20 protein-coding genes are annotated in these 23,907 nt (G+C 48.9%); 15 read left to right on the forward strand and 5 right to left on the reverse strand.

What is annotated here, in order from left to right:
• The first annotated feature begins 60 nt into the window (after nt 1-60).
• Nucleotides 61-1,872 (forward strand): cache domain-containing sensor histidine kinase, encoded by a 1,812-nt coding sequence (locus DFP97_RS20270; protein ID WP_114382011.1) that lies wholly within the window; start codon nt 61-63, stop codon nt 1,870-1,872.
• Nucleotides 1,869-3,500, forward strand: coding sequence for a response regulator transcription factor (locus tag DFP97_RS20275; RefSeq protein WP_114382012.1), 1,632 nt, complete (start codon nt 1,869-1,871; stop codon nt 3,498-3,500). Before DFP97_RS20270 ends, DFP97_RS20275 begins: the two co-directional genes overlap by 4 nt.
• An 85-nt stretch (nt 3,501-3,585) precedes the next feature.
• Here DFP97_RS20275 and yfbR read toward each other — a convergent pair whose 3' ends face one another.
• Nucleotides 3,586-4,182 (reverse strand): 5'-deoxynucleotidase, encoded by a 597-nt coding sequence (gene yfbR / locus DFP97_RS20280; protein ID WP_114382013.1) that lies wholly within the window; start codon nt 4,180-4,182, stop codon nt 3,586-3,588.
• A gap of 124 nt (nt 4,183-4,306) precedes the next feature.
• On the opposite strand from yfbR, the gene DFP97_RS20285 reads away from it, so the two are divergent.
• The 3 genes from DFP97_RS20285 to DFP97_RS20295 all read left to right on the forward strand — a co-directional run bounded on the left by DFP97_RS20285 (nt 4,307) and on the right by DFP97_RS20295 (nt 7,965).
• Nucleotides 4,307-5,284, forward strand: coding sequence for a bile acid:sodium symporter family protein (locus DFP97_RS20285; RefSeq protein WP_114382014.1), 978 nt, complete (start codon nt 4,307-4,309; stop codon nt 5,282-5,284).
• Between the two features lie 76 nt (nt 5,285-5,360).
• The gene (gene pnpS, locus DFP97_RS20290; RefSeq protein ID WP_114382015.1) at nt 5,361-7,136 is read left to right on the forward strand and encodes a two-component system histidine kinase PnpS; all 1,776 of its coding nucleotides are present in this window, start codon (nt 5,361-5,363) and stop codon (nt 7,134-7,136) included.
• A gap of 106 nt (nt 7,137-7,242) precedes the next feature.
• Nucleotides 7,243-7,965 carry a response regulator transcription factor gene (locus tag DFP97_RS20295; protein ID WP_114382108.1) on the forward strand — a complete coding sequence of 241 codons (723 nt, stop codon included), beginning with the start codon at nt 7,243-7,245 and terminating at the stop codon, nt 7,963-7,965.
• A gap of 23 nt (nt 7,966-7,988) precedes the next feature.
• Here DFP97_RS20295 and DFP97_RS20300 read toward each other — a convergent pair whose 3' ends face one another.
• A complete protein-coding gene (locus DFP97_RS20300) occupies nt 7,989-8,855 on the reverse strand; it encodes a helix-turn-helix domain-containing protein (RefSeq protein ID WP_114382016.1) in 867 nt (288 codons plus the stop codon).
• Between the two features lie 162 nt (nt 8,856-9,017).
• Here DFP97_RS20300 and DFP97_RS20305 point away from each other — a divergent pair, with 162 nt between their 5' ends.
• Nucleotides 9,018-9,809, forward strand: coding sequence for a lipoate--protein ligase family protein (locus tag DFP97_RS20305; RefSeq protein ID WP_114382017.1), 792 nt, complete (start codon nt 9,018-9,020; stop codon nt 9,807-9,809).
• 22 nt (nt 9,810-9,831) lie between these two features.
• Here DFP97_RS20305 and DFP97_RS20310 read toward each other — a convergent pair whose 3' ends face one another.
• The 3 genes from DFP97_RS20310 to DFP97_RS20320 are packed head-to-tail and all read right to left on the reverse strand — an operon-like array spanning nt 9,832 to nt 12,843.
• Complete coding sequence (locus DFP97_RS20310) at nt 9,832-10,767, reverse strand: phosphotransferase (RefSeq protein WP_114382018.1); 936 nt, start codon at nt 10,765-10,767, stop codon at nt 9,832-9,834.
• Between the two features lie 59 nt (nt 10,768-10,826).
• Entirely contained in the window at nt 10,827-12,002 is a 1,176-nt protein-coding gene (locus DFP97_RS20315; RefSeq protein WP_114382019.1) for a M20 family metallopeptidase, read from the reverse strand.
• Between the two features lie 37 nt (nt 12,003-12,039).
• Nucleotides 12,040-12,843, reverse strand: a complete 804-nt coding sequence (locus DFP97_RS20320; protein WP_181873603.1) for an AraC family transcriptional regulator — start codon at nt 12,841-12,843, stop codon at nt 12,040-12,042.
• Between the two features lie 165 nt (nt 12,844-13,008).
• On the opposite strand from DFP97_RS20320, the gene DFP97_RS20325 reads away from it, so the two are divergent.
• From DFP97_RS20325 to DFP97_RS20365, 9 genes are all read left to right on the forward strand, one after another.
• Nucleotides 13,009-15,078 (forward strand): beta-galactosidase, encoded by a 2,070-nt coding sequence (locus DFP97_RS20325; RefSeq protein WP_114382021.1) that lies wholly within the window; start codon nt 13,009-13,011, stop codon nt 15,076-15,078.
• Nucleotides 15,079-15,272: 194 nt separating this feature from the next.
• Complete coding sequence (locus DFP97_RS20330; RefSeq protein ID WP_114382022.1) at nt 15,273-16,454, forward strand: methyl-accepting chemotaxis protein; 1,182 nt, start codon at nt 15,273-15,275, stop codon at nt 16,452-16,454.
• A 100-nt stretch (nt 16,455-16,554) separates the two neighbouring features.
• Nucleotides 16,555-17,547 carry a PstS family phosphate ABC transporter substrate-binding protein gene (locus tag DFP97_RS20335; protein ID WP_114382023.1) on the forward strand — a complete coding sequence of 331 codons (993 nt, stop codon included), beginning with the start codon at nt 16,555-16,557 and terminating at the stop codon, nt 17,545-17,547.
• Between the two features lie 198 nt (nt 17,548-17,745).
• On the forward strand, nt 17,746-18,609 hold the full coding sequence (pstC, locus tag DFP97_RS20340; protein ID WP_245976476.1) for a phosphate ABC transporter permease subunit PstC: 864 nt from the start codon (nt 17,746-17,748) through the stop codon (nt 18,607-18,609).
• 1 nt (nt 18,610) lies between these two features.
• Complete coding sequence (gene pstA, locus DFP97_RS20345) at nt 18,611-19,486, forward strand: phosphate ABC transporter permease PstA (RefSeq protein ID WP_114382025.1); 876 nt, start codon at nt 18,611-18,613, stop codon at nt 19,484-19,486.
• Between the two features lie 15 nt (nt 19,487-19,501).
• Nucleotides 19,502-20,257, forward strand: coding sequence for a phosphate ABC transporter ATP-binding protein PstB (gene pstB / locus DFP97_RS20350; protein WP_114382026.1), 756 nt, complete (start codon nt 19,502-19,504; stop codon nt 20,255-20,257).
• 36 nt (nt 20,258-20,293) lie between these two features.
• Nucleotides 20,294-20,953, forward strand: a complete 660-nt coding sequence (phoU, locus tag DFP97_RS20355; RefSeq protein WP_114382027.1) for a phosphate signaling complex protein PhoU — start codon at nt 20,294-20,296, stop codon at nt 20,951-20,953.
• 193 nt (nt 20,954-21,146) lie between these two features.
• Nucleotides 21,147-22,679, forward strand: coding sequence for a GGDEF domain-containing protein (locus DFP97_RS20360; protein WP_114382028.1), 1,533 nt, complete (start codon nt 21,147-21,149; stop codon nt 22,677-22,679).
• Nucleotides 22,680-22,681: 2 nt separating this feature from the next.
• Complete coding sequence (locus tag DFP97_RS20365) at nt 22,682-23,890, forward strand: EAL domain-containing protein (RefSeq protein WP_114382029.1); 1,209 nt, start codon at nt 22,682-22,684, stop codon at nt 23,888-23,890.
• Nucleotides 23,891-23,907 lie beyond the last annotated feature (17 nt).

Here is a 23,907-nt window from a genome sequence, read left to right on the forward strand (position 1 = left end):
CCTGCGGTCTGGAGAGATGGATATTACCGAGAAATATGATGCCGGAAGGGGAAGTATCCATTGAACTTGAGACCGAAGCTGATGCTTGCCTTTATATTTCTCATCATTATTCCGATGATTGGGTTAGGCATGGTCTCCTTTCTTCATTCAGAGACGCTGCTTGAGAAAAAATATAGCGAGCAGACGGAAATTACGCTCAAGGCCGTGGGGGGAAACATCCGTTATTTCTTCCGCGAGCTGGATCAGCTTTCCGACGGCAATCTGACTAGTCCTGAGGTGCAGGACACGCTCAAATACAGCACGTATTCCGCCAGCGACGCAAGCACGCTAATTAAAATCAATCAAGCAGAGAAGAAAATGAACCGCATCTTATTTCAGCATCCCGCTGTAAGCTTCGTCGTGATGTACGCAAAGGACGGAACGATGTTCCGTACCTACCGCAACGATCCGACCACGTTCAAGCCAATCTCATTCGACCTGCTGCAGCATCACTCGCTATACAAAGAAGTGCTAAAGCTTGGAGGGCGTCCGCTTTGGATAGGACCATACGAGCAGCGTGAGCTGACGGGTGTTCAGCCGCCTCTCTTCACCCAAATCCGATTAGTGAAGGATATCGAGACATTTAACGATTTGGGCGTAATGGTTACACAGTACAAGACAGAAGAAGTCTACAGCATGCTGAATGCGTTTCAAAATCCGAAAGCGGACGGCGAGGAAACCCGGTACGTAATCGTGAATAAATCGGGACTTATTTTATTAGACAGCCGCAAAGAAATTGAAGGGCAAAACATCAATGAGCATACCGATGCCCTTCCGCAGCAAACGGTCAATTATGCAAGCTCCCGGGAGAGGTTCGGCGAGACCGATAGCCTGGTTTCTTCTTATCAATTAGATCGGAACGGTTGGGTTCTTATTTCCGTAAAGTCTTGGAATGCGCTGACGAACGAAAATGTCAGGTTTATGCAATGGATTGGCATGATTACCGTGCTTGGACTGCTTTCGGCGGTTCTGTTCAACGTCTTTTTTGTTAACCGCGTTGCCAGATCGATTATTAAAGTCGTCCGCAAAATGAAGCTGGTTGAGCAAGGACTGCTGGATATACGCGTAACTGCTCAAGGCAAGGATGAGACGGTGCTGCTGGCGAACAGCTTCAACAGCATGGTTGAGCGAATCGGCAGCTTGCTTAGTGAGGTGCGGGAGGAGCAGGCCCGCAAGCAGCATGCCGAAATGATGCTGATGCAGGCGCAGATCAAGCCGCATTTCCTGTTCAATACACTTGAGTCCATAAATGCGCTGGCTGCGCAAAATGAAGGCGCCAAAATTATGCTGATGGTTCGCAGATTAAGCAATTTGCTGCGAACGAGCATGCATCATTCAGAAGAAATTAGAATTAGCCAAGAGCTTGAACATGTGCGCAGTTATTTGGAAATTCAAAAGTACCGCTTCGAAGAGCTTTTTTCCTATGAATTGAATATTCCTGAAGAAGCGCTTGATTATACGATATTGAAGCTTACGCTCCAGCCGCTCGTAGAAAACAGTATTCAGCATGGCTTTGACGGCTATGAGGATGGGCGAGGTATCATTTCGATAGATGTTTCAGTCCAGCTTCATCAGATCGTAATTATGGTTCGAGACAATGGACTTGGTATAAGTACGGACGTGCTGCGTAAGCTTGCAGACGGATTAAACCCATCCAGCAAGCAGTCCAATGCGGCGGAGCTAGGGGAACGCAGAGGTCTTGGCTTACGAAATGTAGCAGATCGTCTGCGCATTCATTATGGGCCGGCTTTCGGCTTATGGATCTGCAGCCAAGAAGGAAACGGAACTGTCATTCGCTGTGTAATCCCGAAGAGCAGAGGTGATCAGCTATGAAAGGCAAAGTCCTCCTAGTTGATGATGAAGCGCATATTACGAGAAACCTTGAAAAGGTCATTCCCTGGGAAATGCTTGGACTGACCGTGGCGGGTACTGCCAAAAACGGCGTAGAGGCGCTGGGACTTATGGAGCAGCAGTCAATCGATTTATTGCTCTGCGATATTCGGATGCCGGTGATGGACGGTCTTGAGCTAGTCCGTCACATACGCGAAAAAGGCATACCGTGCGACATTATTATGCTGTCAGGCTACCAGGATTTCGCCTATACGCGAACGGCTATTCAATTTGGCGTCAATGATTACGTGTTAAAGCCGATACCCTACGATGAGCTGACGGGTGTTATCGCCAGAATCATGTCCAGTCAGCGCAGCAAGCAAAAGCAATTGCAGGAAGAGAAGCAGAAGCTTGGGCGAATGATTGACCTCGCGAACGAGAAAATTTTGTATGACATTATTATGGACTACACGGATGTGACGGCGGATCATTGGCTGTTGACTGGTGACGAGCAGCAGCAGTTCGTTTTAATCGTGCTTGATCTCGATGTCGGCTCGGAGAAAACGAAGGATTGGCGCGATTGGTCAGACAAGGAGCGGAAGCTATGGAACTTTGCGGTTTGCAACGTTCTGCGTGAGAAGCTGCGGCAAAACGGCCTTCCCCATGCGGTTATCCAAATTCGTGACGGTGAATGGTGCGTACTTATCGAAACGGATAAGACCGGTACATTCGATTTGTCTCTCATTAAAGCCTGGGCGGAAATGCTGCTGACTGTGGTCAATAATCATGTGAAGCTATCGTTGTTTGCAGGCATATATCGGGAGTTTGCAACAGTTGCTGATTTGTCGGGTGCTTATAAGCTTGTACAGCAGGGTATGCAGCTAACACCTGTTCATGATGTTATTGCCTTGTATCCATCCGATCGATTGAAATCGACGGAAGCGGATCAGGCGTTCTGGAATACGGCGGAAAAAATGCTCGGCGCAGTCAAGCGCGGCGATCATGCCGCGGTGGACAGCGGGCTTCAAAGCATTACGGAGCAATTGCAGCAAATGAATGAGCCGTCGTTTAGCAGGACCAAGCCGCTGCTGCATTACTTCGTCCTGCATCTCATGCGCGAGATGAAGGAGATGGGGGTACTCACCCGCGAGCAGGAGGATATGCTGTGGAGGAGATGGGACCGGCGCTTCGGAATCAAGGATTTGCTGTCCATCATCCGTCAGGTAACATACGCAGTTTCGGAGATATCAATGGATAAGAAGAAGCAGTCGGAACGGTCGATGGCGGAGACTAAGGCTTTTTTGGACCGCAACCTTTACCGTGATCTCAGCGTGGAGGAGACGGCGACGCATGCTGGTTTAAGCCCCTCCTATTTCAGCCTCTTATTTAAGCAATCATTTGGTGAAACGTTCATTGAATATTTAACCCGGCAACGGATGGAGAAAGCGAAGACGATGCTTGCGGATACGCTGAAGAGCGTAGCGCAAATCGCCAAGGAAGTCGGGTATGCGGAACGGCGTTATTTTACAAAGGTCTTTATGAAATATACAGGGGAAAATCCGACTGACTACCGAAGCAAACGGCAGAACGGCGCGCAAAATGGCGAGGATTTGATTGAACCGTTCCAATAACGGTTGATTGGGACGCCGTCAGGCAAGCTGCTCTCGAAATTTCGGCCACCTACCCATTTGGCTGGAACACAGCTGCATCGATTAGCTAGGAAAGCTCGTCTAGCGTCATGCCGAGGCTGGGAGCCAGATGAGCGAGGAACCATTCCACCTCCTGCATGTTCAACTTGGCGAGTGCCAGCTCTGTCTGGCCTTTGGCAACGAGAAATTCACGGTTGCCGGCGGAGAGCTCGGACAAGCATTTTAAATAAGCGTCAAGCAAATCAGCTGCCTTCACGATGTGATGCAGCTGTTTGTCATGTCCGTCATCCGTGTCTGACTGCTTGCCGAGAAGAGATCCATAGGCAGGCTGGAGCGGGGAAGGAACCATGCCAAGCAGCCGTTCGGCGGCCATTGCTTCGATTTCACGGAAGCTGGCGAGCATTTTCGGATTGTGATGCTTGACCGGCGTCGGAATATCTCCTGTAAATACTTCGGTCGCATCATGAAACAGCGCTATTGTGACCGCCCGGTCGGCGTTGTACGATTTGCCGTAAATACGATTGCCTATTTCACAGAGCATGTGCGCAAGAAGCGCGACATGAAACGTATGCTCCGCCACATTTTCCTTTGTCGTATTGCGCATCAGGCTCCATCGTTCAATATATTTCAACCTGTACATATAAGCAAAAAAATGACTGTCCATTTGGTAAATCGGCTCCTTTTACGAAAACGGTTTTTAAACGGATAACGTATATCAGAAGGGCTGTCTATGCTATTATAAAGCTTATGTATTCATACGACTAGACGATGTAAATGAGGGAAACGTCATGCGTGAGATGGGATTAGCCTTTAACCGGTATTTTGAACGATGGATGTTTGTTATTATACCGGGCTCATTGGTGCTCGGTTTTCTATTTGCTTCACAGCTTAACCCGTTCATTCAAGCGGTGCCTTATTTGTTTGCTTATGTGACATTAACGATGGCGATCGGCTGCGGCTTGGGCCAATTACGGGAGGTGCTGCGGCGACCCGGTATCATGGGGCTAACGTTTGTCATTGCGCATGTCGTGTCCCCGCTTGTCGCGTACGGCATTGGATCGTTCGTTTTTGGAGCAGAATCACCTTACGTCGTGGGACTTGTTCTATTTACGATTATTCCGATAGGGGTTTCTACGGTGCTCTGGGTAGGGATGTCAGGCGGAAGTGTACCGCTTATGCTTGCGATGGTCGTACTCGATTCGGCGCTTAGTCCGCTTGTCGTGCCGGCAGGCATACATTTGTTTTTTGACTCGGCGGTTGATGTACAGGCTGGACCGCTCATTGTTGATCTCCTTATCATTATCGTGCTTCCAACGATTATCGGGGTTGCTCTTCACCAGTTTAGCCGGGGACGCATCCAAGGTGTCGTTCAGCCATTTACGGCGCCAGTCTCGAAGTTTTGCTTCGTTGCGGTCGTTTCGCTTAATGCATCGGCCATCGCACCTCATCTTAATCAGTTGAAAGAAGATATGCTGCTGCTTGTACCGCTCGTTATCGTATTGGTAGGTTTATGCTATGCATTTGGTTATATCGGCACGGCTCAGCTGCACAATCGAGAGCAGCAGGTGACGGTTTCTTATGCAACCGGCATGCGCAACATTTCGCTTGGCATCGTGCTGGCGCTTGGTTATTTCAGTCCGCTTGCGGCGGTACCGGTTGTATTGTCTATTCTCATTCAGCAGCCGCTGGCGACGGTCCATCATTACGTTTTACAAAAACTTAACAAAAACAAAGCTGGCGAAACCGCAATGCCGCATGTACGATAAACGTTGAATGATTTAAGCATCAGACGTAAGCTTACGTAACGAGTTTTGTTTAAATATAAAAATTGGAGTGAACCGGATGAACAGCTTTCGCACAAGGCTCACGCTCATTATGATTGCAATGATAGCCCTATCGGTAAGCACGGCGGGCTTATTCATGGCAAAAACATTTAAGGAGAACCACATTGATGCGCTTGAAGACAACATGGTTCGCGAGATGCAAATCATCTCGGCGAGGATGGAATGGAAGGCGGGCGAATTGTCTTCCCTGTATGATCACTATACGAACGAAGCGAAGGAGCTAAAGCGTTATACAGGTGCCCGGGTGACCTTCATTCGAAATGACGGCGTCGTGCTGGGAGACTCCGACTGGGACCCTTCGCAGATGGACAACCATCTTGACCGCGCAGAAGTGAAGGAAGCATTGGAGATTGGAACGGGCAGAGCGATTCGTGAAAGCGACACCGCGAACCAAAATATGATATATGTAGCGATTCCTGTCGAAATTATTCCAGATCAAACGCCAAATATTATACGGCTTGCCATGAGCTTGAATGAAGTTGACCAAAGCATTCGTAATTTAACGATGGTGCTGGTCCTTGGTTTGTTGGCACTCTTCCTTGTTGCAGCCATAATCAGCTACCGAATTGCGCTAAGCATGACGCTCCCGCTGGAGCAAATTACGAAGGTTGCAAAGCGGATTAAAAATATGGATTACCGCGCGCGGGTGAAGGTTACGAAGCAGGATGAGATCGGAGAGCTCGGCAATGCCATTAATGCGATGGCAGATAGCCTGCAGGTTCAGATGACACGCATCCAGCAAAATGAAAATCAGCTGGAAAGCGTTCTGGACAATATGATTAACGGTATCGTCATGATCGATAAAAACGGAAAAATCGTACTGATGAACAGACGTGCGGAGGAAGTGCTCGGCTTCTCGGCGCGCGAGCTTGTCGGCCGCCACTTTGCCGAGGCGAAGCAGCAGTACGAGCTGTCGCAAATGATTCAGGAAGGCTTAAAAAATAAGGAGCATTTGCGCGAAGAGATTACGTTTTATTTTCCGGAAGAAAGGCTGCTTGAGCTTAATTTGGTGCCTATTCATCCGGATGGCAACGAGTTTTCCGGCGTGCTGCTTGTGCTTCAGGACGTTTCAGCCATTCGAAGGCTGGAGCGGATGCGAAGCGAATTCGTCGCTAACGTCTCTCATGAGCTGAAGACGCCGATAACTGCGGTGAAGGGATTCGCGGAGACGCTGCTTGGCGGTGCCGTTAACGATGAAGAAACGGCGCGCTCGTTTTTGCAAATTATTTACGACGAGAGCGATCGGCTCAACCGGTTGATCGGTGATATTTTGGAGCTGTCCAAAATCGAGTCGCGCCGTGTGCCGCTCTCATTTTCCCCCGTGGAGGTTGACTCATTTATATCCAAATCGGTTAAATTAATGGAATCGGAGGCTTCCCGCAAAAACATTGAGCTCAGCATGAATATAGAGCAGGGTTTGTATGTTGAGGCGGATGAGGACCGACTGCGCCAAATCGTCATGAATTTGCTCTCAAACGGCATCAATTATACGCCGGATGGCGGACGGGTGTCGGTTAAGGTCGAGGGTGTCGGCGATGATCACATTCGTATATCGATCAGCGATTCCGGCATCGGAATTCCGAAGAAGGATTTGCCGCGGATTTTTGAGCGTTTTTATCGCGTGGACAAAGCACGGTCACGCAGCTCAGGCGGTACGGGACTTGGCCTGTCGATCGTGAAGCATCTGGTGGAGCTGCATAAAGGGACGATTTCGGTAACGAGCTCTCTAGGAGTCGGTTCGACGTTCATTATTGAGCTGCCGGTGCTGCAATAGAAAAAGATTTACCTATTCTTCATGAAACCATGATAAAATAAGGTGGAAAATGTTTAAATATGCGAAAGCGGCACTTGAGGTGCCATTCGCCAAGTTGGAGGTCACCATGTCGCATAAAGTGCTCGTAATTGAAGACGAACCGACATTAGCGCGACTTTTGTCGTACAATTTGACGCAAGAGGGATACGAAACGACCGTTATCGATCATGGCGGAGAAGGCTTGCAAACCGCCTTGCAGCGCAGCTTTGATTTGGTTATCCTTGACATCATGCTGCCTGGCATGAACGGCTTTGAAATTTTAAATCGGCTCCGCCAAAACGGCGTGCGAACGCCGGTCATTATTTTGACGGCACGCAATGCGGAGGAAGAGGTCGTTCAAGGACTGAAGCACGGAGCCGATGACTATATTACGAAGCCGTTTGGCGTTGCCGAGCTGCTAGCGCGCGTATCGGCAGTGCTGCGGCGGACGCAGCTTGACGACAGCAAGCCGGTCGAAACAACGGAAAAGGTCATTACGGCGGGAGAATTGTCGATTTATCCGGAGAAGTACGAGGTTATATTGAACAGCGAGACCATTCCTTTGCGTCCGAAGGAATTCGAGGTTCTGCTCTATTTGGTTCAGCGCCCGGGCATGGTTATTACACGTGATGACCTGATGAACGTTGTATGGGGCTTCGATTATATCGGCGGTCAGCGAACCGTTGACGTTCATGTTAGCTCGCTGCGGAAAAAGCTTGAGCTTGGACAACAATCGGTTCAAATTGAATCCATTCGCGGCGTGGGCTACAAGCTCGTTATGCCAAAAAAGCTCGTTACCCCGAAACTATAGGGCAGACGAGCTTTTTTTCATGACTATTGCCGATTCCATACAAGCATTTTGCGTTGAAATTGCTTTGGAGAGCAATCATTGTATTTTTTGAACATTTTATAGAAATGGGCCATATTTGGCATGCCGATCCGTTCGCCAACCTCCGAAATGCTTAAATCCTTCGTAAGCAGTATCCGTTCCGCCCACTTCACCTTGCGGTAATTCACATATTCTGTAAACGATAAACCTATCGTCTTTTTGAAATATTTGACGAAATAATAATAGCTCATATTCGCTATTTTACAAACCTCTTCGACTTGAATACGATCTGTTAAATGATTTTCCACGTAATCGAGAACCGGCTTCAGGCGAACGCGGTCGAAATTGTCCTGCTCGATCAGCACCTTGCGGCTGTCGTTGCGCAGCAGCAGCAGCAAAATTTGTTTAATAAGGACGCTGACCGCCAGCTCGTAGCCTGTCTCTTTGCGCGTAGCTTCATTGAGTATTTGCCGGATGCAGGAGACTGCTTGCTGTTTAACAATGCTGTTTTCCGCGAAAATGTAGTTCGCTTTGCTCAGAGGCATTTGGGTTTCCGAAAAATAACGCATATAAGGAATGGTGCTCTGGTCGAAAAATTGCTCCAAATCAAACTGCAGAACAATATAATCAAGCAAGCTTGAGCTGCGGTCGCGGTGCAGCTCCGATGCGCCAATTAAAATGACATCGCCGGCGGTGAGATGGAAGCTCTCCTCGGCTACGTACACGTCCAAATGGCCTTCTAATATGAGAAGCAGCTCGAGCTGCTTGTGGTAATGCCAGTTTGTAAAACTATCATCATTGCGCATCGTCTGAAAAATTCGCAGCGACAATAATGGGTTCTCGTATGCGACCTTTTCATTAAAGGCTTCCAATGACTGCTTCCCCCTTGGCACTTCATGACAATACCTTTATTGTAGTGAAAGCGCCCGATAATGGCAACAAGGGATGCAATATTGCACGTTTATCGCTAAAATAGATAGCATAGAATTTGACTCGGAGCAGAGGAGCTGGACAATATACTGCTATTGGATCGAATGAACGATATATCGCAGCAGGATGTTTTATATTCGTTCGCGTTGGACGAGCTGCTGTGCAGGCGAAAGGGACAAGGCGGACCATCCATTTGCCATATATGGCGTCATCCACGAGCTTTTGTGATGGGCTTGCGTGACAGCCGCCTTCCTGGAGCTGGGGATGCTCAGCATTGGCTCGAGACGAATGGCTATGCAACCGCGGTAAGAAATTCAGGAGGAGCGGCTGTTCCGCTTGATCTTGGTGTTATTAATATATCGCTAATTTTGCCGAAGGCTAGCGGGCGTAGCTCTCATTTTCACCAGGATTTCGAGAAAATGTATGAGTTAATCCGGAACGCCTTGCAGGAAAGCGGATGCCTGGTCGATAAAGGGGAAATAAAGGGTGCTTATTGTCCGGGCGATTTTGACTTAAGTATAAATGGTCTTAAGTTTTGCGGAATTGCGCAGCGAAGACAGACGAATGCTTACATCGTGCAAGCATTCGTGGTGGCCGAGGGATCAGGAAAGGAGAGGGCGCAGCTCGTACGTTCATTCTATGATCGGGCGGCAATTGGGGAAGGGCCATTCAATCATCCGGTAGTAACCGATGATCGTACAGCCAGCCTCGAGGAATTGACCGGACTTGGTCCGGGCGCCGGGCGGTTGTTTGTTGATGCGGTAAAGCGCGTGGTATTGATGCAGGAAACTGAGGAGGCCTTGAGGGAGGCTGAAATTCAGCTGTGTTTGCCGGCCTCGGAGCAGATTTTAGATATGGTAAATGTGCTTCGCAAGCGGTACGCGATTCAATCCTAACAGAGCGGAGATTTAGCATGAGCTATAATCGTTCTGCGCATTGAATGAAGCTCATTGTTGTTTCTAGAAGCTGCTCCTTCAATTGCTCCTCTGGCCATGTGCCGTTATTTTTTTGAATATCGTTTGAAATTAGCCTTAGCATCCACAATGAAAACATTGATGAGAACAAGTAATACCCTTGTTTAAAATAATGATTATGTACATAGGTGCTTTGCTGTTCGACCTGCAGCAGATAGCCGTCAAGGAGCCGTTCCCGCATCATGGGAGTGACCGTTTTCGGAAATAACGGATGCGACAGATCAATGACGTGATATAAATCCCAATAACGGCAGTTCAGATGGGCATGCTCCCAATCCAGCACCTTAATCTGTTCATTTACAAGTGCGTAGTTGCCTAGATGCAAATCGCCATGTGACAGCACGAAGGATGTAGGCAAGCTTTCCCGCCGTAAATTGAAGAATAACCGGTCTGCCAGGCGGCGGGGAATAGGTAATGATTCCAGCAAAGCCCGTACTTGCTCTTCGTGCTGCAATAGTTCTGTGCGAATAGCTTCAGCGGATGGCTTAGGTCCACGCAAGGGTGCTTGAACGAAATTGTCTATGGGCAAAGCATGCCAAGCAGCGATATGAACGATAAGCGCATGTGCAATTTCTTCATGGAACGTATGTTCAAGCTGGCCTAAATCCTCGAACAATGTCCAGCTGTATTCGGGTCGGCTAGTCGAAGAACGGGCTATCATTTTCGGATAAACGGGTGGAACGTAAGGCAGTATCTGCTCATATACCCAGACCTCGGTTCCATATTGATCTGTATTCGTTAACGGTTTGAAAATAAACGTCTCAGAAGGGGTTATATATACCCGTTCTACGTATTTACCGTTCATTCCTTTGTAAAGCGGTTCTCTCCGCCAAATGTATGGATCGTTTAACTGGCCGTCAGGTTTTACAATGGGATGCATGATCGTTATCCCCTCCCGCTGAACTACATCCGCGTATAATTACCTCTCAGACTTTCGATTTATCTTTGTTCAAACTCGGCACGGATGCGGGCGAGCAGGGCAGGATCGGCAAAAACGTCATAGGCAGTCGCGGCAAGCATTTTGGCGCCGAACAGCATGCCATCCAGCGCATAATCGGTCATGGCGGCATCACGGAACGCTTCGGTATGAAGCAGCAGCCGGTCTTGAACGACTTTTACGTAAGGGTGGATGGCAGGGCAGCGAACGGATACGTTACCCAGATCAAGCGAGCCATGGTCTTTGCCAATTTCGATTTCTTCAGGACGAATGCCGGCTTCAATGAGGTTTAAGTTAAATTGTTCGGACAGCGTTTCATTTGTGAGCAGCTCATCATAGGAAAACTCATAATTGTTCGTCTTTAGCGTGCAGCCGGTCTGCAGAGCAGCACCTTCAGCGCAGCGCATCACCTTAGCCGTGAGCTCATTCGTATACACACGCGAAGCGGATCTCACATAAAATTTGGCCGAAGCGTAATCAGGGATGATGTTCGGCGCTTTGCCGCCGTTGTCGATTATGCCGTGTATACGAGTGTCGCTGCGGGTCTGCTGGCGCAGCGCATTGATGCTGTTGAACAGCTGCAGCACCGCATCGAGCGCGTTCACCCCCTCATAGGGGCTCGCGGCTGCATGTGCGGCTACGCCGGTAAATTCAAATTGAATCGCATCGAGCGCCAGTGATTCTCCGGAACGTTCGAAGGTGTGATACGGATGCGCCATAAGCGCAAAGTCGCAATCATCGAACAGGCCGGCGGCAGCCATCGGTACTTTGGCGCCGTGCGTTTCTTCGGCTGGCGTTCCGTAAACGCGAATTGTGCCTCCGATGCTGCTGTTGCTGTTGAGTGCGGCTTTTAGGCCGGCAGCAGCCGCAATGCTCATTGAACAAATGAGATGATGTCCGCATGCGTGACCGATTTCGGGGAGTGCATCGTATTCGCATAGGAAGCCAACGGTCGGTCCCGGCTTGCCGGAATCGAATACGGCGATGAACGATGTATCAAGCCCAAGTATGCCGCGCTCGACCTTGAACCCGAGGCGCGTTAATTCCGCGCACAGCAGCTCGGAGGCGTAAAACTCCTCATGCCCGAGCTCCGGGCGGCTGCCTATCGAACGGGAAATCGTACGGAATGTCTCAGAATAATGGTCAATCTCGGCGAAAATTTGTTGTTTGTCTGACATCTTTGAAACCTCCTATACATATGGCGAAGCTGCCTGGCTATCGCATACCGTGTATTTTTTTGAACTGCTCGGGGCTGAGGCCTTCCAGCCGCTTGAATACGGAGCTGAAATAGCTTGGTGAATCGAAGCCTACGCGATGAGCAATTTCATGCATTTTAATATCGCTCTCGTGGAACATGAGCTCCTTGCTGCGATTGATGCGTTCCCGGTTAACGTACTCCATCGGTCTCAGCTTCATCGCCTTCTTAAATAATAGGCATAAATATTGCGGAGTTACGTCAATACAATTCGCCAAATCCTTTATCGTTATGAGCTCATTGTAATGCTCTTCAATATATTGAAGGACCGGATTGAGCTTCAAATAGTTTTGCTCCACCGAGTGGGAGCTGACGAGAATAACCTTCATCAGGTCCAGCAGAAACATATAAACGAGCTTGGAGCATTCCAACCCAAGAAACGCCCGGCCGGACTGGGTCATCGCGTATATGTTTTTCATGTGGGTAATAATCATATCATGATCGGCAGTGGAATAGACACCGGATTGCGTGATACCGGCCTGCCTGAACATCGTATCGGACAGGCTTCCTTTAAAGCTCATCCAAAAAATTTCCCAAGGCTCCTGGATGGCGAAATATTGATGAGGCTCGTTCGGAAATAAGCAGAACCCTTGGCCGGCGCGTACGGCCATTTTTTGATTGCCGACTTGGAGCTCGCCTGCACCCGTCATTACCTGCAGCCATTGGAAGTTCGGATAGCCGTTCGGACGGTCGATCGACTCTTGATTGCTCCAATGGCCGATGCTGGTCAGATATACCGGAAGAGTTGTATCCGACTCTGTCAAAATCGGGAAAACCATCGTATCGATAACAAGACCTCCTGTTTCATATTTTGAAAGCTATGCGAAAATACTATTATTTAGTTAGCACTATTAACGAGATATAATATGAATATCATTATAGTATATCCAATAATGGCTATAATCAAGACGAACCAGGAGGTTGTTGGCATGAGTATGAAGTTCCCGCCGATCAGTGGTAAAATACCGCAAATGCTGCATGGTGCAGACTATAACCCGGACCAATGGCAAAAATATCCAGAGGTACTGGAGGAAGATATCCGCCTCATGAAGCTTGCTAAATGCAATGTGATGTCAGTCGGCATTTTTGCATGGATGGCTATTGAACCGGAGGAGGGCGTATTTACATTCGAATGGCTGGATACGCTGCTTGATAAGTTTGCTGATAACGGTATATATGCTTTGCTCGCAACGCCAAGCGGAGCCCGTCCGGTGTGGATGTCTCAAAAGTATCCTGAGGTGCTGCGTGTTGCGCCTACCGGTATTCGCAATCTGCATGGCGCACGTCACAATCACTGCTTCACTTCTCCGGTTTACCGTGAGAAGGTAAAGATTATGAACAGCAAGCTTGCTGAGCGTTATTCGGGCCATCCTGCAGTAATCGGCTGGCACATTTCGAACGAATACGGCGGCGAATGCCATTGCTCCTATTGTGAGGAAGCGTTCCGCAGCTGGTTGAAAAATAAATACGGAACAATCGAGGCGCTTAACGATGCGTGGTGGACAACATTCTGGAGCCATACGTATACCGATTGGAGTCAAGTTGAGTCTCCTACCGCTCGCGGGGAAAATGCGGTTCACGGCCAAAACGTCGACTGGAGAAGATTCGTTACCGATCAAACGGTTGACTTCTGCCGACATGAGATCGAACCGCTTCGCGCAGCAAATAGCGAGCTGCCGATTACGACTAATTTTATGCTCGATTTCGAGCCGCTTAACTATTGGAAGTTTACCGATCTGCTTGACATGATTTCTTGGGATGCTTATCCGACTTGGCATGATAACGGCGGGGATGACAGCGAGCAGGCAGCTTGGATCGGCTTTAACCATGATGTATTCCGTTCACTCAAGGGCGGTAAGCCGTTCATGCTGATGGAAAGCACGCCAAGCATGACGAATTGGCAGCCGATCAGTAAGGTGAAGCGTCCGGGCATGCACATGCTTTCTTCGCTGCAGGCAGTGGCGCACGGTTCCGATACGGTGCAATATTTCCAATGGCGCAAAAGCAGAGGCTCAAGCGAGAAGCTTCATGGGGCAGTCGTTGACCATGTCGGTCATGAAAACACGCGCGTTTTCCGCGACGTAGCGGAGCTTGGTACGACGCTTGAGAAGCTGACAGAAGTTGTGGGCACGACGGTCAAGCCTGAGGTTGCGCTCATCTATGATTGGGAAAACCGCTGGGCTGTGAAGGATTCACAAGGTCCCCGCAACAGCGGCCTTCATTATGAAGAAACGGCAAAGCGTCACTATCGTCCGTTCTGGGACCTCGGCGTTCCGGTTGATGTTATCGACTCGGAATGTGACTTCTCGCAGTATAAGCTGCTCGTAGCTCCAATGCTGTATATGGTTCGTCCAGGCGTTGGCGAGCGGATTGAGCGTTTTGTCGAAAATGGCGGCACGTTCGTTGCTACTTATTGGACCGGTATCGTAGATGAGAACGATCTTTGCTTCTTAACTGGCTTCCCTGGCCCGTTGCGCAAGACTCTCGGTATTTGGTCGGAAGAGATTGATTCGCTGCACGATCACGATTCGAATCGTGTTGTGATGAACGACGGAAATGCGCTGGGACTCAGCGGCGAGTATACGGCGCGCGAGCTTTGCGACCTTATTCATCTCGAAGGCGCGGAGGCGCTTGCGGTGTACGGCGAAGATTTCTATGCCGGGCGTCCGGCATTAACGGTCAATCATCTGGGAGCGGGCAAAGCTTATTATGTTGCATCGCGTAATGACGCTGCTTTTACAAACGACTTGCTGGAAAGCATCGTACGGGAAAAAGGCATTGCCCGCGTACTCGAAACGAAGCTGCCGCCTGGTGTGACCGCACAAATGCGGACAGACGGAATGAACGACTATGTATTCGTATCGAACTTCAGCGCCGGCAGCGTAACCGTCTCATTGGATGAGCGCAGCTACACCGATTTATTAACGGGCGAGGGTTCAGGTGCAAGCGTTGAATTGTCTGCTTACAGCTGCCGTATTTTGAAGCGGGAAGCGAAATAATAGTTCAGTTAAAGAGAGAGCTGTGTGAAACGCACGAAAGACTGTGCGTTCCGCACGGCTTATTTTTTGTCGAAAGTTAAATGGAGCTTGAAAATATTGTCGAATTTAACATTGCGATAACATTTCCACATATTACTGTTGATGCTTCAGACCTATAGTTATTGTATATGGGAATAGTAGGAGGGTGAGCGCCAATGGCAGCAACTGTTCTAGAGAAGGAAGTATTGCCTTGCAACGAGCAAAATGAAAGCAGTAACCCAGGGAAAGCCACAGCTGAATTTACATCAGCCTTAGAACCGAAGCATCAGTCAGCTCGGCTGCAGGATTTCTTGCGTCAGACACCGACTGTAAGGCCGGAGCAAACGTGTAGAGAAACGATATCCATATTCAAACAGAATCCGGATTGTGAATGTGTCATCGTATGCGACAAGCAGGCGGCACCAATCGGACTCATGATGCGGAATCGTTTCTTCTTAAAGCTAGGACACCGGTTTAGTGCTGATTTATTTTATGACAAGCCTGTTACAAAGATGATGGACTCTAGCCCTTTGACGGTTGATTATCATGATGCGCCGCAGCAGCTGATCGATAGTGCGCTAAGCCGGCATGACAGCGTGCTTTATGATTGCGTCATCGTAACGCAAAACGGGAAGCTGCATGGCATATTGACCGTTTCGGACTTGCTCAAGCTTTCCAGAATGCTTCAACAGGAAGCGATAGACGCGCAAATGAGGACGATCCGTTCTGCCGAGCAGCGCGTGAAAGAAATTGAACAAGCGGTAAGCAGCGTTCGTGAATCGACAGCGCAAGGCGAATCATTATCGGTTGAAATGGTCGATTTAACTTTATCGGGCAAGAACGAGCTCGATAAAGTAACGAAAGCGTTCGGCTCGCTTGCGACGAATTCACAGCTGCAGGAGCAGCGGATGAATGAGCTTCATGCGGAAGCAGGCTCAATCAGCAAAGTATCGATTTTGATTAAGGAATTAGCTGAACAGAGCAACTTGCTGGCCCTAAATGCTTCTATTGAAGCAGCGCGTGCGGGGGAGCATGGCCGCGGCTTTGCGGTAGTAGCTGGTGAAGTCATGAAGCTGGCCAGTCAAACGAAACAATCTGCTAACGAAATTACGACGCTCACGCGAACCATCGTAGATGCCATCGCACAGACGACAACTCTCGCGCATTCCGGCCGGTCAGAAACGACAGCCAGCGAAGCACATGTCCGTGAAGCCGCGGAGGCGTTCAATCGCTTATTCCGTGCGGCAGCTGACAATCGAAACAGTGCGAAGCAGATCGGCGCGCTTTCGGAGCAAGCGCATCAGCAGTCGATTCATGTCGCCAGTGAAATGGAGAAATTACAACAATCGTATTTTTAACATGGAGTTAACAAAAGAAGAATACCCGATTTACAATCGGCCAGTAGTATAGAAGTCACAGGGGACAACCCCAATAGACACTAAACGAGGAGTGGTTGAGTTGTTGAAGAAGAAAGGCTTTAAGGGGATCTTGATGTTATCGATGGTAGCGATGCTTGCATTCGCGGCTGCATGCGGTAATAATACCGGAGGAAATGCAGAAACTGAAAATACAGGTACAACGAACAACGCAACAAACGCTCCAACCGAAGCAGCAAAATTATCCGGTGAAATTAAAGTTGACGGATCAAGCACAGTATTCCCGCTGACTGAAGCAGCTGCGGAAGAGTTCAATAAAGAGCACGCGGACGTTCGCGTTCCAGTAGGCGTATCGGGTACAGGCGGCGGCTTCAAACAGTTCTGCGCAGGCGAAATCGCGATTGCAGATGCTTCCCGTCCAATCAAAGACGAAGAAGCTACAGCTTGTAAAGATGCTGGCATCGAGTATACAGAACTTACAGTAGCATTCGACGGTTTGTCGGTTGTAGTAAGCAAAGACAACGACTTCATTGATCACCTGACTGTTGAAGAGTTGAACAAAATCTTCGTAACAGGCAGCACGGTTGCAACTTGGAAAGACGTGCGCGATACTTTCCCTGCTGAACCGATCGTAATGTTCTCGCCAGGTGCTGACTCCGGTACTTATGACTACTTTAACGAAGCTATTCTTGACAAAGCAGGCATTCGTAACGATAAAGCAATCAGCTTCAGCGAAGACGACAATGCGCTTGTTCAAGGCGTATCAGGCAGCAAATACGGTATCGGCTACTTCGGTTTTGCTTACTTTGAAGAAAACCAAGATAAATTGAAAGTTGTTCCTGTGGATGGCGGCGCTGGAGCAATTACTCCTACTACAGAAACAATTAAAGACGGATCTTACGCTCCATTGTCCCGTCCGCTCTTCATCTACGTAAACAACAAAGAGCTTGAGCGTCCTGAAGTAAAAGAATTTGTTAAATACTACATCAACAACATTGGTCCTTTGGCTGGCGAAGTTGGTTATGTCGCTCTTCCAGATGAGCAATATGCAACTGAAGCAGCAAAAATTCAATAATTAGAATAAACGTAACAACGCTAGTGTGAAAAATGTGGTGTCTCGTGGGACATCACATTTTTCACGACACATATGTAAACGAATTGTAAAGGCAAGAGGGAGGACGCCGGTATGCAAAGTGAAGGTCTGCAATCGATTGACCAGGCGCAAACCGTTAACAAGGAACTATACGAGTTCAAAAATAAACGCGTAAGCATTATGAATAAACTGATGCCCGTTGTTTTGTTTCTATGTGCATCTGTTTCCGTCTTAACAACAATAGGCATCGTATTTACACTCATTACTGAAACCTACCAGTTTTTTAAGCAAATACCGATATTAGATTTCTTGTTCGGGACAAAATGGTCACCTTTGATTCCGCCCAAAAGCTTCGGCGTTCTTCCGCTTTTGTCAGGTACGCTTATGATTACATTCATTGCCTGCTTAGTTGCTATACCATTAGGCTTGGCTAGCGCTATTTACTTATCGGAATACGCACCAAAGCGCGTCCGCAAGATTATTAAACCGATTCTAGAGGTACTCGCTGGCGTACCCACAATCGTATACGGTTATTTCGCGCTCAGCTTAGTAACACCGCTCATTCAAAGCTTATTCGACAGTGCCGGCGTGTTCAATGCGCTTAGCGCAGGTATCGTAGTCGGAATTATGATCATTCCTATGGTGAGTTCTCTCAGTGAGGATGCGATGTCCGCTGTCCCGCGCAGCTTGCGTGACGGCGCTTATGCGCTGGGTGCTACAAGATTTGAGGTCGCGCTGAAGATCGTCGTTCCAGCTGCCTTCTCGGGTATCGTTGCTTCGGCTGTGCTTGCTTTCTCCAGGGCTATCGGCGAGACGATGATTGTTACGGTAGCTGCCGGTTCGACGCCGAATATGACGGTTAACCCGCTTGACAGTATCCAGACGATGACCGCCTATATCGTACAAGTCAGCCTAGGAGATACGCCGCACGGAAGCATTGAGTATGGATCGATCTTTGCGGTCGGCATGACGTTGTTCGTCATTACGTTCCTGCTCAATATTCTTGCTCAGTATATCGCGAGAAAATTCAGGGAGGAGTACTAAGATGAACATCTTTCAAGATGCCAACCGCACTCAAATAGCCGGCAGACGGCGTACCGATTGGCTGCTGCATATCTTGTTCGTTGTGGCAACGTCTATTGGCGTTATTGCCCTTTGCGCGCTTATCGTAGATATATTAATCGATGGCATTGCCCGTTTGCAGCCGGATCTGTTCACGAACTTCCCTTCTCGCAGAGCTGAAGGTTCGGGTATGAAGTCAGCGTTAGTCGGTACGATCTACATGCTGCTTATTATGGCGCCTATCTCATTTATTTTTGGTGTCGGAGCGGCTATATACTTAGAGGAGTATGCGAAGAAGGGCAAAATTACCCGCCTTATTCAATTAAACATCAGTACGTTGGCAGGTGTTCCTTCCATCGTTTACGGCATTTTGGGATTGGCATTGTTCGTGCGCCTGCTTGCGCTTGACCGCAGCTTAATAGCAGGAGCTTTGACGATGACGCTTCTCGTATTGCCGATTATTATCGTGTCTGCGCAGGAAGCCATTCGCGCCGTTCCGAAATCACGCCGCGACGCCTCCTTTGCTCTAGGCGCTACCAAGTGGCAGACCGTATACAGATCCGTTTTGCCATCAGCACTTCCCGGCGTGTTGACCGGTGTCATTCTTGCCATGTCCCGGGCAATCGGGGAGACGGCGCCTCTTGTTATGATTGGAGCGTTAACTTATGTTGCTTTCCTGCCGGAAGGCCTTAAGGATTCGTTTACTGTTATTCCGATTCAAGTGTATAACTGGTTGTCCAAGCCCAAGGTTGAGTTCCAAGAGCTTGCGGCAAGCGGTATTATCGTCCTGCTCGCTCTGTTGCTGCTTATGAATTTCTCGGCTATATTGCTGCGCAATAAATATCAGAAGAACGTATAATTGGAGGAGAACGATATGGAAGCACTTATTAATATTAATAAATTGAATTTGTTTTATGGCGCTTTCCACGCTTTGAAGGATGTAACGTTAACGATTCCTGAGAAAGCCATAACTGCTTTTATCGGCCCTTCAGGCTGCGGCAAGTCGACCTTGCTTCGTACGCTTAACCGTATGAACGACATGATCCCGGGCACGCGGATTGAAGGCGGCATCGCCATCGGCGGGACGGAAATTTATTCGAATGAAGTAGACGTGGAGACGCTCCGCAAAAAAGTAGGCATGGTGTTCCAGCAGCCGAATCCTTTTCCTAAATCGATCTACGACAACGTCGCGTACGGCCCTCGTCTCCACGGCATAACAAGCAAGAAGGAGCTAGATGAAATCGTTGAAACGAGCTTGAAATCGGCCGTTTTGTGGGATGAAGTGAAGGATCATTTGAAGCGTTCCGCATTCGGACTGTCAGGTGGACAGCAGCAGCGTCTTTGCATTGCGCGCGCACTTGCTGTAAATCCGAACATCCTGCTCATGGATGAAGCGACTTCGGCGCTTGACCCGATTTCCACCTTGAAGATTGAAGAGCTTGCCCAGGAACTAAAGGACAAGTATACAATCGTTATGGTTACTCACAACATGCATCAAGCGGCCCGCGTATCGAACCAAACTGTTTTTTTCCTAAATGGAGAGGTTATTGAATATTCTGATACAGAGAAGCTGTTCTCCAATCCGACGGATCAGCGCACGGAAGATTACATTAGCGGACGTTTCGGCTAATTCGGGACGATAGACTATAAGGGGGTATACGTTGTGATGACAATACGTAAAGATTTTGACAAAGGACTGGAGCATCTTCATGACCTACTCATTGATATGGGTACATATGTGGAGAAGGCGCTAGTTGAATCGATGGAAGCACTGAAAGCTGTTGATGTAGACCGTGCGAAGCAGGTTATTACGAACGATCCATCCCTTAATCAAATGGAAGAGAAAATTACCGAAATCGGATCGAAGCTTATTGCAACCCAACAGCCGGTTGCAAAGGATTTGCGACGTATTTTGTCCGCATTCAAAATCGCCAGTGATTTGGAGCGGATGGGCGATCTATCGGTCGACATTGCGAAGGTCGTGTTACGCTTGGAAGGACAGGAGCTCATCAAGCCATTGATCGATTTGCCGCGAATGTCGGAAATTGTCCAGTTGATGACGTATGAGTCCATCCAATCATTTATTCAAGAAAATGTTGACTTGGCGTACAAAATGGCAAAGGATGACGATCAGGTAGACGCTCTGTACGGACAAATTACACGTGAGCTTTACTCGCTTATGATGGAAAATCCGCGGAACATTACGCAAGCTTCTCTCCTCACCCTTGTAGGCCGCTACCTGGAACGCTTCGGCGATCATGCCACGAATATCGGCGAGAGCGTCGTTTATCTCGTAACAGGCAGCAGACCGGACTTGAACGTATAAGAAAAATAGATATTCAAAAACCGTTAGAGCAGCCCTGCTATGACGGTTTTTTTGTTTCAATAGGTCAGAGGACTCATGTTTTTGTCGAATTTTACCTAAAGTTAACCGTTTTATGCATCTTACTTCACAATTAATTGTTACAGTTTATAAGTAAAGCAATTGAAATAGACGACGGTTGATCGAGGGGATCCAGATGGATGAGGTTGGGGTTGGTCTTTTCAATCGAGATATGATCCGCAGCATCAAGGAGCGCTGGCATGGAGGCGGCATCGGAGTCATTTATGTCCGCTTCCGGTCGGGAAACTCGGCTGCCGAAGCGGCTTTGCAGCTATGGGAGAGCGGGGAGCCGCGTTTGTTTTGGCGCCAACGGCTGGAGTGGGATTATTTTTTCTTGTTTTATAGACAGCAGAAGGACGAGCCCATCGTCAAGCTTACAGAGGGGGCATCCGAACGGCTGCATAGCCGTCTGCGGAAGGCTTGGATGAAAGAGGAGCCGCAGCGTAACATTGACAAAACGTTAGAGGTGAATATCGGGGTTGCCGTTACATATCTGCCCGCGACAGGGCGTTCCACGGAAACGGTTATTTACCGGGTGCTGCTCGAAGCCATGGAGCAGAGCGCTTATAATGTTCCGTTGAATATAGATCGATCTGATGCAAAGGAAGCAATTGAAGTGGACAAGGCCGGTGCGGAAGAATTGACGGACAAAGTTGACAGCCAGCATCTGCCGCAATTGATGGGATTACATGGAAAGACGGTTAGAATCGGAGCGCTAGCGGTTCCATTTCCTATCTTTCCGGCACGTGCGCGCGTGTCGGAGGTCGCTTACTTATTTGATACGAACGCAAAGGCGCAGGGAGCTGTTATTGTTGATCAAGGCCGACCTATCGGGATTTTAATGAAAGAGAAGCTGCATCAAATGCTGGCCGGTCAATTCGGTCTTCCGCTCTATTGGAATAGGCCGGTGGAACGCATTATGAACGATCAGCCGCTTATTGTAGATGAACAGCTGCCTGTTGAGCAAGTGTCACAGCTCGCGATGGCCAGGGATTTCTCGCAGCTATACGATGTTGTTTTGATTACGAAGCACGGCCAGATGGCAGGTGCGGCTTCGATACGATCCATTTTGGAATGTATGACAACGCTGCGGACGGAGGCGGCCCGTACAGCCAATCCGCTGACAGGACTTCCGGGCAATGAGGAGATTCAGCTTGAGCTCCAACGCCGCATTGGGCAAAAGGAAGCTTTTGCCGTTATTTACGCCGACTTGGACTATTTTAAATGGTATAACGATTGCTTCGGCTTCGGACTTGGCGATGAGCTTATCCGCTATTTGGCGGATTCGCTCCGGAAGGAGCTTAATCAGCATGGCCAAGGCAGTGATTTTATCGGACATATTGGCGGCGATGACTTTATAGCGGTCACCGGAGCGGTGTACGCGGAACAATTTTGCCAGTCGTTAATCGAGCGTTTCGACAGCGGTATTAAAGCTTTCTACGGCGGTGTAGAGGTGACGACCGTTGAGGACCGGCACGGCAACATTGTCGAGCAGGAAGGCGTAACGCTATCTTTGTCCCTCATGCTTTGGGACGGTGAAGTGCAGCTGACGCCCGAGTATATATCGAGGTTTGCAGCTAAGCTGAAGAAGCAGGCAAAGGCGCAAAAAGGCAGCGTGTATATAATAGGCCAAATAACAGGAACGCATCATGGAGAGGAACGAAAGTAAACGTGAGACATCTTCGGGTTATACAGCAGCAAAACGGCACGGAAAGCGACAGTTCCGGCAATCTCGGCGTCATCTATTTGTCATGGCATTTACAAACGGCAAATCTTACAGATATAGATGCTTTGTATCGGGAGCGGTGGCGTTCGTTTGCAGAGCGAGAAGCAGAGAACGTATTCAAAAGCTCAATTCTATTTGAAGGATTGCAATGGATGAATGATGATTTATTCATTCATATGCGGCTTCCGAACGGACGGCAGGAGCTTTTGGAAGGCTGGCTGCTCGAGCTCGCATACAAGCATACGGCAGAGTGGGAGCAGCAATTCATTGCTGAACTGAACGTCGATGAAGATTGCCGCTGGGAAGGGAAGCTGCATGCAGGCGTATCCGTCGTGGAGGCGAATAACGTTCTGGATAATGGGCTTTTCTGGTATGAATCGATGAAAAAAGCGATTTTGCACGGTCAATCGGCAGGAGCAATGGAACGCAGCTTAAAACGGAGGGCGATTGACCGGCTGCTGGGTCAGCGGCTGATTAATCCTGTGTATCAGCCAATCGTTTCACTGGAGCAAGGCAAAGTATTCGGATATGAGGCTCTCACTCGAACAATGGACCGAACATGGTTTACCGGACCGATGGAGCTGTTTCTTTTTGCCGAGCAGGAGGGGCTTACTTATGCGCTTGATCGTCTAGCGCGGGAGAAGGCGATTGATGGCTGCATGCCGCTGAAGCAGGAGCAGAAGCTGTTCATAAACGTGATGGCGCAAATCATGGAGGATCCGGGCTTCTCGCCCGGTCAAACGCTTAGTCTGCTGGAGCAGCACCGTTTGTCGCCGCATAACGTCGTATTCGAAATAACGGAGCGCAGCTCCATTGCGGATTTCGGTTCGGTGAAGCGGGCGCTCGAGCATTACCGGAGCCAAGGCTATCAGATTGCGATCGACGATGTTGGAGCAGGCTACTCCTCTCTGCAGTCAATCGTCGAGCTTCGTCCGGACTATTTGAAGGTGGATCGTTCGATCATTCAGAACATTCATTTGGATGAGATGAAGGAGCATATTTTGTTTACGTTAATTCAACTCGCTGCCAAAATGGGCATATCCATTATAGCCGAGGGAATTGAGCTGGAAGAGGAGCTCGCCAAAGTGCGGGACATGGGCGTCCATTATGCGCAGGGATACTTGCTGGGCAGACCGGCCGAATTTTCTTTATAAGTAATAGGACAAGCTGA

It is taken from the genome of Paenibacillus prosopidis (assembly GCF_003337375.1).
GTDB lineage: Bacteria > Bacillota > Bacilli > Paenibacillales > Paenibacillaceae > Pristimantibacillus > Pristimantibacillus prosopidis.

Excerpts from the sequence above, each read along its gene's own strand:
- DFP97_RS20275 (WP_114382012.1), top strand. The coding sequence starts at position 1,869 with ATGAAAGGCAAAGTCCTCCTAGTTGATGATGAAGCGCATATTACGAGA.
- yfbR (WP_114382013.1), bottom strand. The coding sequence starts at position 4,182 with ATGGACAGTCATTTTTTTGCTTATATGTACAGGTTGAAATATATTGAA.
- DFP97_RS20285 (WP_114382014.1), top strand. The coding sequence starts at position 4,307 with ATGCGTGAGATGGGATTAGCCTTTAACCGGTATTTTGAACGATGGATG.
- pnpS (WP_114382015.1), top strand. The coding sequence starts at position 5,361 with ATGAACAGCTTTCGCACAAGGCTCACGCTCATTATGATTGCAATGATA.
- DFP97_RS20295 (WP_114382108.1), top strand. The coding sequence starts at position 7,243 with ATGTCGCATAAAGTGCTCGTAATTGAAGACGAACCGACATTAGCGCGA.
- DFP97_RS20305 (WP_114382017.1), top strand. The coding sequence starts at position 9,018 with ATGAACGATATATCGCAGCAGGATGTTTTATATTCGTTCGCGTTGGAC.
- DFP97_RS20310 (WP_114382018.1), bottom strand. The coding sequence starts at position 10,767 with ATGCATCCCATTGTAAAACCTGACGGCCAGTTAAACGATCCATACATT.
- DFP97_RS20315 (WP_114382019.1), bottom strand. The coding sequence starts at position 12,002 with ATGTCAGACAAACAACAAATTTTCGCCGAGATTGACCATTATTCTGAG.
- DFP97_RS20325 (WP_114382021.1), top strand. The coding sequence starts at position 13,009 with ATGAGTATGAAGTTCCCGCCGATCAGTGGTAAAATACCGCAAATGCTG.
- DFP97_RS20330 (WP_114382022.1), top strand. The coding sequence starts at position 15,273 with ATGGCAGCAACTGTTCTAGAGAAGGAAGTATTGCCTTGCAACGAGCAA.
- pstC (WP_245976476.1), top strand. The coding sequence starts at position 17,746 with ATGAATAAACTGATGCCCGTTGTTTTGTTTCTATGTGCATCTGTTTCC.
- pstA (WP_114382025.1), top strand. The coding sequence starts at position 18,611 with ATGAACATCTTTCAAGATGCCAACCGCACTCAAATAGCCGGCAGACGG.
- pstB (WP_114382026.1), top strand. The coding sequence starts at position 19,502 with ATGGAAGCACTTATTAATATTAATAAATTGAATTTGTTTTATGGCGCT.
- phoU (WP_114382027.1), top strand. The coding sequence starts at position 20,294 with ATGACAATACGTAAAGATTTTGACAAAGGACTGGAGCATCTTCATGAC.
- DFP97_RS20360 (WP_114382028.1), top strand. The coding sequence starts at position 21,147 with ATGGATGAGGTTGGGGTTGGTCTTTTCAATCGAGATATGATCCGCAGC.